The sequence below is a fragment of the Pseudoalteromonas sp. NH0006-26 genome (assembly GCF_057552415.1).
Genome location: NZ_BAAJMJ010000003.1, coordinates 1 through 12,081, shown reverse-complemented (window position 1 = coordinate 12,081; position 12,081 = coordinate 1). Strand labels below are relative to the sequence as shown.

General features: G+C 40.2%; 9 protein-coding genes. 3 read left to right on the top strand and 6 right to left on the bottom strand.

Going from position 1 to position 12,081, the window contains the following annotated elements; genetic code table 11:
- Nucleotides 1-75: 75 nt before the first annotated feature.
- Both ilvM and ilvG read right to left on the bottom strand, forming a co-directional pair.
- A complete protein-coding gene (gene ilvM, locus AC27JR_RS05080) occupies nt 76-318 on the bottom strand; it encodes an acetolactate synthase 2 small subunit (RefSeq protein WP_008112745.1) in 243 nt (80 codons plus the stop codon).
- Nucleotides 315-1,964: an acetolactate synthase 2 catalytic subunit gene (gene ilvG, locus AC27JR_RS05075; protein ID WP_487172965.1), complete on the bottom strand. Its 1,650-nt coding sequence runs from the start codon at nt 1,962-1,964 to the stop codon at nt 315-317. Before ilvG ends, ilvM begins: the two co-directional genes overlap by 4 nt.
- Nucleotides 1,965-2,492: 528 nt before the next feature.
- Here ilvG and AC27JR_RS05070 point away from each other — a divergent pair.
- The 3 genes from AC27JR_RS05070 (at nt 2,493) to AC27JR_RS05060 (ending at nt 5,658) form a co-directional block, all read left to right on the top strand.
- Nucleotides 2,493-4,166 carry a phosphoethanolamine transferase gene (locus tag AC27JR_RS05070; RefSeq protein ID WP_487172964.1) on the top strand — a complete coding sequence of 558 codons (1,674 nt, stop codon included), beginning with the start codon at nt 2,493-2,495 and terminating at the stop codon, nt 4,164-4,166.
- The gene (locus tag AC27JR_RS05065) at nt 4,163-4,534 is read left to right on the top strand and encodes a diacylglycerol kinase (protein ID WP_010390346.1); all 372 of its coding nucleotides are present in this window, start codon (nt 4,163-4,165) and stop codon (nt 4,532-4,534) included. The genes AC27JR_RS05070 and AC27JR_RS05065 overlap by 4 nt, the downstream gene beginning before the upstream one ends.
- 245 nt (nt 4,535-4,779) lie before the next feature.
- Entirely contained in the window at nt 4,780-5,658 is an 879-nt protein-coding gene (locus AC27JR_RS05060; RefSeq protein ID WP_487172963.1) for a TraB/GumN family protein, read from the top strand.
- A 6-nt stretch (nt 5,659-5,664) separates the two neighbouring features.
- On the opposite strand, the gene AC27JR_RS05055 is transcribed toward AC27JR_RS05060, so the two are convergent.
- From AC27JR_RS05055 to AC27JR_RS05040, 4 genes are all read right to left on the bottom strand, one after another.
- Nucleotides 5,665-7,116 carry an ATP-binding cassette domain-containing protein gene (locus AC27JR_RS05055; RefSeq protein ID WP_487172962.1) on the bottom strand — a complete coding sequence of 484 codons (1,452 nt, stop codon included), beginning with the start codon at nt 7,114-7,116 and terminating at the stop codon, nt 5,665-5,667.
- A 67-nt stretch (nt 7,117-7,183) separates the two neighbouring features.
- The gene (locus AC27JR_RS05050; RefSeq protein ID WP_487172961.1) at nt 7,184-8,908 is read right to left on the bottom strand and encodes a response regulator; all 1,725 of its coding nucleotides are present in this window, start codon (nt 8,906-8,908) and stop codon (nt 7,184-7,186) included.
- A gap of 116 nt (nt 8,909-9,024) precedes the next feature.
- Nucleotides 9,025-11,355, bottom strand: coding sequence for a fatty acid cis/trans isomerase (locus AC27JR_RS05045; RefSeq protein ID WP_487172960.1), 2,331 nt, complete (start codon nt 11,353-11,355; stop codon nt 9,025-9,027).
- Entirely contained in the window at nt 11,355-11,717 is a 363-nt protein-coding gene (locus AC27JR_RS05040; RefSeq protein WP_487172959.1) for a hypothetical protein, read from the bottom strand. Before AC27JR_RS05040 ends, AC27JR_RS05045 begins: the two co-directional genes overlap by 1 nt.
- Nucleotides 11,718-12,081 lie beyond the last annotated feature (364 nt).

Below are 12,081 nucleotides of genomic sequence, written 5' to 3'. Positions count from 1 at the left end.
ATGCGGGCATTCCTCATTCTAAAAATTGATGAATAACCAAATAGTCAGTTACTCGTAAAATTCGTTAAATTTATTTTATACAGCCTGTTGCTGTAAGCTTTGTAGCGTCACGTGTTTCACATCAACCAATTTATTTAACTGGCTGGTAAGCAAGTAAATTGGTTTATCACTATCAACCGTCATCGCCATATTATATTGACCATCGTCCATATTGAGCTGTAAGTGAGTTAAATCAAAACCACGATGACGCACGACACGTAAAAAGCGCTCGATTGCGACACTTTGACTTTTTAAGGCAATAGTTAAGTTGTGTTTCATTGTGCTTTCTCCGTCATCATTTCATCGTTAGCAGCCCCAGGTGGAACAAGTGGCCATACGTTTTCTTTATCATCGATACAAGCATGAACAATATAAGGTCCATCGCTATTTAATAAAGCAGTGATTGCATCATCCACTTGGTTGGCATGGGTAATTGTTTGCCCAGGAATGCCAAACACAGCAGCAAGTTGTACAAAGTCAGGGTTGTCTGACAGGTTAGTTTCGCTGTAACGCCCTTCAAAAAATAGCTCCTGCCATTGGCGCACCATACCTAAGCGCTGGTTATCAAGTATCAGTATTTTTACTGGTAAATTATTACGGCGAATAGTGGCAAGCTCTTGAATGTTCATCATGATTGAACCATCACCTGAAACGGTGATCACAAAGTCATCTTTACGCGCGATTTGTGCGCCTATGGCGGCAGGTAAACCAAACCCCATAGTGCCTGCACCACCACTGCTCAAATGGTTGCAAGGGTGGCTAAACTTCATGTGCTGAGCTACCCACATTTGGTGCTGGCCTACATCACAACACACCACACTAGTGCTTGGCATACGCTGGCTAAGTTGATTAAGTAAGTAAGGAGCAAATACTTTTTCACCAGGGTAGTCGTAGCGCCACGCGTGTTTGACCTTCATTTGTTTACTATGATCGCACCACGCTTTTGGTGTAACCACGCACTCAAGTGCAGGGAGAGAAGTTTTTAAATCAGCAATTAATGACGCTTTTGCGGGTTTACGTTTTCCTACCTCGGCTGCATCTATGTCTAAATGAATCACTTTTGCTTTTGCAGCAAACTTAGCTAAATTGCCCGTTACACGGTCATCAAAGCGTGCGCCAATACACACTAATACATCACATTCTTGCACCGCTAAATTAGCTGCTTGACCGCCATGCATGCCTAACATACCTAAATCATATTCGTAATCAGGTAACACACTGCCTAATGCTTTAAGGGTTGAAACCGCAGGCATTTGCGTTTTATTTAAAAACTGCATTAACTGCGCTTGTGCTCCAGCAGCATGGACCCCGCCACCAACATAAGCAACAGGCTGTTTTGCTTCACTGAGTAATTGGTTGGCAATAGCGACTTGATTTAAATCTAGTTGGGGCAAGTATTCATCTGCCGCTAACCAAGGTTTAAAAGGCACCTGCGCCATTTGAATGTCTTTGGGGATATCAACCAAAACAGGGCCTGGTCGACCGCTTTGCGCTAAATGCATCGCCTCTTGTAATATTTCGGCTAAATCTTCTGCTCGCTCAACCATATAACTGTGTTTAGTACATGAAAGCGACATACCCAACACGTCTATTTCTTGAAAGGCATCAGAGCCAATCGCCGCTGTCGGTACTTGTCCGGTGATGGCAAGTAAAGGCACTGAGTCCATCATGGCATCAGCCAACGCGGTAATTAAGTTAGTAGCCCCCGGACCAGATGTTGCTAAACATACACCTAAACGGCCAGTACTGCGTGCATAGCCCACCGCAGCAAATCCTGCGCCTTGTTCATGGCGAGTGAGGTAATGTTTTACAGGCGCACCATACAGCGCATCGTAAATGGGCATAATAGCACCACCTGGGTAGCCAAATACTTCATCTACGCCGTGTTTGGCGAGTAAATCAATTGTTAGTTCTGCGCCTGTCATTAGTAAATCCTCATTCCTGTGTGACAACCCGTTAAAATTTAATCTTAAAACTAAAAAGCCCCCCGGACGGTTAAGTGCGGAGGGCTTTTCAATGCTTAGTTTTTTAAAGCACTACGAAGCCCTCGCGGGAATAATCACCACGATAATAATCAGGACTAGGTTTAGTGCGTTGTTAAGCATAAAATTTAATACCATTTAATATTCTGTAATTACGAAACACGTGTTTCGCTGTCTTTTTATATTAGTACCGCGCTCAGGGCACTAAGTCAACACCAAATTCAATCCAAAATAATTATAAAAACACGCCAACTTAGGTTTTAAAATCCAATTTATAACATTCAAGTGAATTTTTTATCCCTTCATTTCAGTTAAGGAAATTCACTATTCTTATAATGGTGAATTATAGTTTGATTAATTTTTAGCAAACCGCTGTATTTTATAGCTCATAAAATAAAATAAATTGACTTCTTAAGCGTTTCTTAAGTGTGACGTCCTAGCATAACAACGTTCACTAAAAAGAGATGTGTTATGAATTCAATTTTCAAACTCAGTAAGCAATCGCAAGCAAACACCAAAAAGCGCTTTTACTTTAACTGCAGCGCTAATGCATTTGTTATTTTAATGGCATGCTATTACGGCTTAATCATTAATATTCCATTTATGCATGGTGCGTTTAGCGCTATTACTTCGCTGCACACATTTTCGTGGTTATTTCTATTCTCTGTGCCGCTACTACTTGTGTGCTTGTTAATTATATTTTTTTCTTTGGTGTCTGTTCGCGGGTTATTAAAACCAATCAACTATTTGCTACTTATGCTCTCAAGTGCCGCGCTCTATGGTTCGTTAAACTATGGTGTAGTATTTGATTATTCAATGATACAAAACGCAGCAGAGACAGACTCTAGTGAAGCGTTAAGCTATTTAAACTTGCAACTTATTGGCTTTTTACTGCTTTTTGGCGCTTTACCTGTCTTTGTTTTGAGTCGGATAAACGTAAACTGTGCCCGTCCACACAAAGAAATACTCAGTCGCATTAAATTGCTACTGGCATGCGCTGCATTGATTGCTTTAGTGATAGTAAATTTTTACGCCGATTACGCGGCAACAGGTCGAAATAACCGTATATTGAAAAAAGAAATCATTCCATTTCAATACCTCTCAAGTGGCTATAAATATGCACGTGATCAGCTGCTTTACAGCGATATTAAATTTAAAAATATTGATACCACACCAACTTTAGCATCGCCAAGTACAACACGAGTTACTGTCATAGTAGTAGGTGAAACCGCACGAGCTGAAAACTTTTCCTACCAAGGCTATGAGCGCAATACCAACCAATACACACAAAAACATAATGTCACTTATTTCGATAATGTATCGTCGTGTGGCACGGCCACGGCAGTGTCAGTACCGTGTATGTTTTCACTGCAAACTCATGCCAATTTTTCTCGTTTAGACAGTGATAATCAGCAAAACGTGATTGATTTGATACAGCAAGCAGGCGCAGATGTCTTATGGGTTGATAATAACAGTGGCTGTAAAAACGTCTGCTCGCGCGTACCTACCATTAATATTGATACCAAAGCATCCGGACTATGTGATGGTAAATACTGTTTTGATGAAGCGTTGCTAGCCCCACTAAAGCACAAGCTTGCTAACTTGAGTCAGGCTAATACGCTTATAGTGCTGCATATGATGGGTTCACATGGCCCTACTTACTTTAAGCGCTACCCTGAAAAATTTAAACAGTTTAGTCCAACCTGCGACCGCAGCGATATTCAAAACTGTAACGCAGAAGAACTGGTTAACACCTACGACAATACAATTGCTTATAGTGATTTTATCAACGCTCAAGTTATTGAACAGTTAAAGGCACTACCGGCCAATATTGATAAGCAATTACTGTATGTGTCGGACCATGGCGAGTCGCTCGGTGAAAATGGTGCGTACTTACATGGCTTTCCCTATGCATTTGCACCAACAGCTCAAACCCATGTGCCTCTTTACATCTGGGCTGATGAGCATAATCAGCGCATTACAGCCAAGTGTCTCAACAATTTAAATAGCACTTTAGCGCAATCACACGATGCTATTTTTCATACCCTTTTAAACTTAACCGGTGTTGCGAGTAAAACCTACCAAACCTCTGAAGATTTACTCGCGTCATGTCAAACGATTAACCATAGCGAAACTAAAATATGAATAATAAAACCGTTATAAAACGCCAAGGCCTAATGCGGCTAATTTTTACCTTAAGCCATACATTTAATGGCCTAAAATGGATGAGCCGATTTGAGGCTGCTTTTCAGCAAGAGTTGGTTTTATTTAGTTTGCTAGGCGTATTTGCCTGCTTGCAAGAAATTACTTTAAGTAGCAAATTAATATTGATTGCCAGCTTATTGTTTGTGTTATTTGCTGAGTTGGTCAATACCGCAGTCGAAGTGGTGGTTGATCGCATCGGTAGCGAATATCATGAACTATCAGGCCTAGCTAAAGACATCGCTTCTGCCAGTGTCTTTATCGCCATGCTCATCACCGTTCTGCTTTGGTGGTCTGTTTTATGGGCTTAATTAGCCGAAGTAAAAAAAGCATTAGTGCTACTGTAGGTCATGGTGGTGTTTTTTCTCAGTCTATGAAGCTTTTCACGAATCGCCTTGAGTTCATAACAAAGTGAACGCGCTTTGACTAATTTTGGCAACATGGCCTACAGCAATAATTGGTATCAATAGCGCTTTTAATCTGGCATTTTTACGTTACCTATATAGTAAACTAAGTTAGTATTTATAAAACAACTTAAACATGGCTAGGATTTTTTATGAAAGTGTCATTGCGTATCAGTCATTTATTGATAGCGTTCGTTTTTTTAGCATTTAGTGTCAATGGCTATGCAGCTCCCGCTCTATTCAAAATAGAAAAACAAGGCGCTAGTTCGTATTTATTTGGCACCGTGCATGTAGGTGATGCCAGCATGAAAGGGCTACCACAAAAAGTGACTTACGCACTGGATAATAGTAAGCAAGTGGTTGTTGAAGTGGATATTAGTAAGCTATCACCTTTACAAATGCAGCAACGCTCTATGCCATATATGCTACTTAATAACGGGCGCACACTACAGAGTGAGCTGTCGACAGAAAATTATCAGCTCCTGAAAGACTACTTTGCTAAAAAGTCGATTGATATTACCATGTTCAACAGCTTTAAACCTTGGGCTGTGATGTTAACCATGATGCAAATTGAGTTTCAAAACGCAGGTTATTCAGATAAAAATGGTATTGATAAGCAGGTATTAGATTATGCCCAACAGCATAATATAAAAATTGCTGAGCTTGAAACTATAGAGCAGCAACTACAAATGTTTAATGGGTTAGAGTCATTAAGCAACGCTATGATGGCAGAAACCTTTGAACAACTCAGTGATATTAATACCTACTTTATTTCCCTAGTAAATGCATGGAAACAGGGCGATATGAAAACCCTAACCAGCTACTACCACACCAGTTTTGATAACAGCCAATACGGCCAACAAAGCGAACAAGTGATGCTAATTGAGCGTAATAATAATTGGGTCACTCAGCTCACCCCAAAACTTGAACAAGGCAATATTTTTATAGCTGTAGGTGCTCTGCATTTAGTTGAGCAACATGGCTTAATTAAACAACTGCGCGACCAAGGATTCACGGTGACTCAGTTATAAACAAGCTTATATAATCGACTCACTATGAGCCGTATGCTGTTCATAGTAAGTTGGTTTAAAATCTTCCATTTTTAAGGTGTGCTCAATCCCTTTAATGGTATCTGCTGCATGATGATTTACATAAATAACGGTACTCGTTTTTGCAGCACACACCTTTTCTATCAGCAGTAAAACGCGTTGACGATTTGCCTCATCAAGCCCTAAACATGGCTCATCTAAAATAACTAATGCAGGGTGTTTAACCATTGCGCGTACAATCAATAATAGGCGCTGATCGCCATACGATAGTTGGGTAAAAGCGCAATTTGCTTTATCGCTTAGGCCAATTAATGCCAGCCACTGTTTCGCTAATCGCGTTTGTAACTCGCTGGCTTGTTGATATAAACCAATACTATCGAAAAACCCAGAGATAACAGTATTGAGCGCCGAAATACTCACTCTATACTGTAAATGTAAGGTATTAGAGATATAACCAATATGCTGTTTTATATCCCAAATACTCTCTCCTGTGCCACGCTTGAAACCAAACACCTCAATCTCATTGTTATAGCACTGAGGGTTATCACCGGTGATTAAATTTAATAAACAGGTTTTTCCTGAGCCATTCTTGCCGGTAAGTTGCCAATGTTGGTGTTGCTTAATTGTCCAGTTTAAGTTTTCAAAAATAGTCTGTTCACTATAACGTACATGCGCATCAGTAAGCTTAACGAGTGGCGCGTTTGCATTTGAAATAAAAGCGGGTTCGGGTGAGTTGGGAATAGTTACAGGCGTGTGTTCTAAATGCAGTAACTTAAATAAATCGGCTCGTTTTGCTGCACATGGTTTTGCTAAGCTATGTTGTAAAAGACCCTTGCTCACATAAGCAAAGTGATCAACAAACGCAGGAATTTCATCAACACGGTTTAGTACAAACACAAAGCAAGTGTGCGTACTCAGTTGCTTTAATAGGCGGTTTAACTGCCTAGCCGATTCAGTGTCTAAGCCATCAAATGGTTCATCAAGCACAACTAAATCACTATTAGCAGACAGTGCTTTAATCAATAATAATTTACGTGTTTCACCGGTCGATAAATCAGTAAAATTACGATTAAGTAAGGCATCAAAATTAAGAGCAGTAATTAGCTGTTGACATAAATCGCGATTAATTTCAGGCGCAGAAAAGAGTATGTCGGTTACTTTTTGTGGTTTATCACTTTTGCGATTAGCGCTTAATAACTGCTTTTGTAAATCACTTGAAACTAACTGTAGATTATTAAAAGTACTATGGCGTTGCCCACTTTGTTGCTTGGCTTCACCAATAAGCGTAGCCCCAAGCGCAGATTTACCGGCGCCATTGCCGCCAAGCAATACCCAGTGTTCCCCCTGTTTTACTTGCCAAGTTAAATCCTTAATATAATACCGATTATTGCCACCGGTGGATAAATAACCATTAAATTGCTGAAGTAAAATTGAGCGCACACTAGCTACCAAAATAAGTCTTAAAAATTCAAATTAACGTACAAAATAACAATTAGGCAAGTGAGATTTAATCAACCTCTGTTAGAAGAGCATCGTTTAGTGCCGCTATTATACTTTGCTGATCTATGGGTTTATGAATATGACTTATTGCTCCACAAGCTTTAGCGCGAGCTATATCACTATCAGAAGTGTTTGCGGTAACCACAATAATGGGTCGTGTTTTGTCTTTTTCATGCAGCAGCTTTGTGGCTTCAAAGCCATCCATAACCGGCATATTTAAATCCATAAATATAACATCATAGCTATTTTCAGCTGCCATTTCACAAGCGACTTTGCCATTTTCAGCCGATTCAACCTGTATGTTCAAAGAACTTAATAACTTTGTTAGTACCAACATGTTGAGCGGGTTATCTTCAACCACTAAACACTTAAGATCATCAGGCAAGCGCGTTGGCATAGTTTCGCTTGTGTCCATCTCTAATGGTAGGCTCAAAAATACAATGGCGCCTTGTGGGTGGTTATTATCAAAACGAATGTCGCCATCAAGCGCATTAACAATATATTGCACGCGGGTAAGCCCTGTTCTGAGGCCTTGAAAATGGTTACTTTGTTGATTGTTATCTAATTCGAGCTGACCAACCGGGTGGCTAAAGCCACAGCCACTGTCTTTTATGCTTAACTCTAACTGATGGTTATTGAGCGTAGCAATGACGGTGACCTCTCCTTGCTCAGTAAACTTTAATGCGTTATTAAGTAGTTCAGAAACAATTTGCTGTAGGCGTGCGTGATCTACAATCACCGCGCAATCTAAGCTCGGCGCTAACTCGGTAATTAGCTTTAACCCTTTCTCAGTACAGCCATATTGATACACCGCCAGTACTTTGTTCAAGGTGGTCAGTAGATTGTCTGAGGTTGGCTTTAACGACCAGCGATTTAAACTAAGCGCTTGCAAATCTTGAAGTTCATCTAGCATTGCTAGCAACCGAGTTGAACAGTACTGAGCTTGACGCTTAATTTGTTGTTGCGAGCTGGGAATGCTTAACTCATTTATAGAACTAATTAATCCCTGTAACGGGGTTCTAAACTCGTGACTGGCGCGTGCAATAAAATGTTCTTTATTCTGACTGACTTGCTCGGCAAATTCTTTTTGTTGTTGATACTCAAGCAGGGTCTGCAAAACTTGCCTTTCCATTGGCATAAACACAAACCTTAACTCTAGAAACAATAACGCTAGAGTCAAAAACCAACACAACAGCTCAATATTGGCAACCCAATTAACCTTTGTCACCGCTTGCTGCTCAAATAAGCTCACCGCTGTGTCTAATTTTTTTAATAATGCTTCAACCTCACCTACAGAAAACACCACCGGATCCGCTTGTTCTTGTTGGGTCAGTAATTTTTTTGCTTGTTTTATAAAACTAGATACCTCGGTATCTAAGCTACTTGGGGCGGCATAATATAAATCAACTAAAGCAGCATTTAAATAAATCGCCTCACCTTGCTCATTTTTAGTGAGTAAAAAAGTATGTCCTTGTTCGAATAGCCCAAGTGAGTGGGCTAAAGATTTCAGGTGCTGTTCGTTGTTAGCTGTTTGATTAATTAGCGCATTACTATGCCACGCAATTTTTTGTGACAGCATACGTTGCTTACCTGCTATATTGATAATTTTCGCATCGTATTTTTGCACAGAAAAGACGTACTGCATGAGTAATGCGGATAAGGTGATCAGCAAAGCAATAGCAATTAATGCCCACCGATAACGCTTGCGAATACTCTTTACAATATTAAACATAAACCAAGCTGCTTTTTATTTTCACTTTAGTCTAACTGTAGCAAGTTAATCAGTTAATTCACTAATTATTAGATATAAAAAAGCCCAACTAAAAAGCTGGGCTACTTACAATATCATTAACGATTTTCTAAGCGGTTATAATCAAACATACCAAATTCAACCCCCCGATACTGGCGGGCAACGTGATGTAATATATCGCTGTATTGCCAAAACTGAGGGTGCGTTCGACGAATCGCAAATTTGGACTTTAAAGCCCGATAATCCGCCTCTACTTGCATAAGCGGTAGCTGCTCTGCAAATGCAGCAACTTGTTGCGGGTTATTTAAATACCAAATTGCTGATGGGTAATCACCAATAAAACCTGGCACAATTGTCACGGTATCTTCTTCATAAGCACGCTGGCCGTCTTCGTTTAATAAGCTTGAAATATTATAATGGGCGTTATGATGAATAATCGTATAAGCCTTGTGCTCATCTTGCTCTTTTACTAACACATACGATAGCTGCGGGAGTAAGTTAATAGCTTTAGCAGGCATGGAATTAATTGCACTTAATGGTGCAGGAACTTTTTTATAGTCATAACGAGGACTCAATACCGGCTCAAGCGTTTGTTTAATTAATCCATATAACTCTGATTGTGGCTTATCAGTTTGGTAATTAATACCACTGGGCTGACTAAACTCACGGTTATTTTCGAAAAAGGTCGATAGACTTGGCGGTGATTTACGATACCAACTTTGCTTAATAGCTTCGCGTTGTGACTCGGGTAATAACGCAAGGAAGTTTTGCTCACCTTCCAAGCGTAAAAAATCCATATATAAACGCGTTATTAATTGATGGCCAATATTGCCATACACATCAAAGCCTGCCACCAGTAAGTAGTGAATGCGCTCAAACAGTGCGTAGTCAAGTACCCACATTGTTTTAGGTTGCTGACCAATAAGCCCTTTTACAACTGTTGCACTATCGAAATGACGAAAAATTGTCAGCGCCGCATTTTGGTTATGCCCTTCCCCTTTCCACAATAAATCCGTGGTTAAGTGCTCGCCATTTTTGAACATTTTATTAGCTAGCTCTACCTTCGCTTGTAAGTAACGTTTTTCACGAACTGAATATTTTACCCAGTTAGAAATAGGTAGCGCATTGCTCTCTTCTGCGGCTGGTAACTCTAATGCGTCTTCATGTTGCATTAGCATTTTACCAACCTCTGGAGTTGCCACTTTTTTAGGATCGGCAAATGCCACCCAAAAATGGTCATTAATTACGTTCAATGCAATTTGACCACGGCAAACAGGCCCTTTAATGAAGCCCATAATAATTAACTCAGCTTCATCGAGCATAAATTGATATTTAGCATCAATAGGCAATGCTTCAAAAGTTTTAAATGGGTTTGAGGCAAGTGCTGGCTCATAGCTGGGTAAACTAGATACTGTGTATTTTGGTGCGATGAACTGCTGATATAAGCGTGTTAACTTCTCATCCGTTAACTTAAGTGGCAAATGCGTTTTTGACAAAATAGTTGAACGGTCGTGAAGCAGTCGATAATAAACACGCTCAACGTTTGGCTTATCATAAGGACGACGAGCGTTAATTAACTTAATATCTTCACCCGGAGGGGTGCTTGAGCGTACCAACTTAAAAAAGTTTGGTGATTGCGCATCACTAAAATAGATGTGCGCTAAAAACCAATGTTCATAAATATAACGGGCTGATAACTGATACTTCAAACCATCTTGATTTAAAAATGCTTCCCAGTTTTTTACCTTTGCAAGCTCAGTAGCTGATGGCGGCTTAATATGCGCCATTTTCCCGCCTTTTTTAATCCAATTTTGTAAGTGCTGAAATTCAGCAGCCGACACACCAGGTAAACCATAAGGCATACCCGCATGCGGTTGCTCATCCGCTAATTGATCAAACTCACCCATGGTCGCACAACTTTGGTTGCGGCTAAGCGAAAAATCAAAGCGCTCATCTAATACTTCATCTTCTGGCAAAGGTGAACTTTGCTTTAATACCAACGTATTAAATAACACACTACCCGCTAAATTGGCTTCTTCATTTTGTGCTCGCTCGTTTAATACCGGGCTAAACTCTTTATCACGCCATTGCTCAGTGGTAGTTGCATCAAATAATAATCGGCTCGGCGTTGAGGCTAATAACCGAGTACCATCGTACACCAGCTCTTTACTTAGCCCTCTATCTATTCCCTCAGGAGACGACAACTTTAATTGGCAAGGCGCATCATAACAACCATGGCAAACTACGCAGCGAGTATCTATTACAGGCTTTACATGCTGAAGAAATTCGGCGCCATCACCACTATTAGCGTCAACAATACGCGCTTGTGTTTTTTCGGGACCAAACAGCTCGTTATAATGCGCATTCCCTAAGTAGGCACAGCCACTTAAAATAATCAGCACAAAGGTACTTATAATGACCTTCTTCATTACTCTGCCTCGTCGCCTAAATCGAATGTTGGCATCATATCGATTTGAGGTGACACAAACGTTAGATCATCAGCAGTAGTCACTGTAGCGCTTAATAGAGGGCCTTGAGTAAGCGTTAGTTGAGCGTCATGCTCGCTTTGCTCTACGCTTGAAAAGCTTGAATTGATAGTATTCAACTCATATTCCGTAATGCTTATGCCAATACTACTATCAGCACTGGGGTTTTGGCATAGCTGAGTCAGTAGTTCATCGCTTAAAATAACTGAAATTTCTAAGTCAGGCTGCGCTAAGTCACGAGTACTGAGTGTTTCATCTAGAATAAATAAAGGAAGGGTTAAATTGCTATCTTGTTCAAGTTCCATAGGACTCTCTGCGCTACTGACTATTTAATTATTACCTATTATAACAACGTTCCAACTTAAATAACGATAAACACGCTTTAAAATAGCCTAGTTATTTTTTAAGCAGCGGTATCAATGCTGTTTTAAACTTCGTTACCACAACAACAGGAACGCTAAATTTCACTCACTGAAACCTGCAGCATTACAGCAATTGAAAGCTCAACGATGGTTGCTACAAAGCACCGATGCCTGATGTAAGTGCGCCAACTTTATGCTTTATCCTCTGGGTTCGATAAAACTCAACCCAAGTGACAGTGTTAAAATTAACACCTAACTGCTTTACCTAAAACCTGAAACCTCGCACCTGAAACCTGTACTTTATTGT

Bases quoted from the DNA above. Each gene is read 5' to 3' on its own strand.
- AC27JR_RS05050 (WP_487172961.1), bottom strand. From the start codon at position 8,908: ATGTTTAATATTGTAAAGAGTATTCGCAAGCGTTATCGGTGGGCATTA.
- AC27JR_RS05070 (WP_487172964.1), top strand. From the start codon at position 2,493: ATGAATTCAATTTTCAAACTCAGTAAGCAATCGCAAGCAAACACCAAA.
- ilvM (WP_008112745.1), bottom strand. From the start codon at position 318: ATGAAACACAACTTAACTATTGCCTTAAAAAGTCAAAGTGTCGCAATC.
- AC27JR_RS05040 (WP_487172959.1), bottom strand. From the start codon at position 11,717: ATGGAACTTGAACAAGATAGCAATTTAACCCTTCCTTTATTTATTCTA.
- ilvG (WP_487172965.1), bottom strand. From the start codon at position 1,964: ATGACAGGCGCAGAACTAACAATTGATTTACTCGCCAAACACGGCGTA.
- AC27JR_RS05065 (WP_010390346.1), top strand. From the start codon at position 4,163: ATGAATAATAAAACCGTTATAAAACGCCAAGGCCTAATGCGGCTAATT.
- AC27JR_RS05060 (WP_487172963.1), top strand. From the start codon at position 4,780: ATGAAAGTGTCATTGCGTATCAGTCATTTATTGATAGCGTTCGTTTTT.
- AC27JR_RS05045 (WP_487172960.1), bottom strand. From the start codon at position 11,355: ATGAAGAAGGTCATTATAAGTACCTTTGTGCTGATTATTTTAAGTGGC.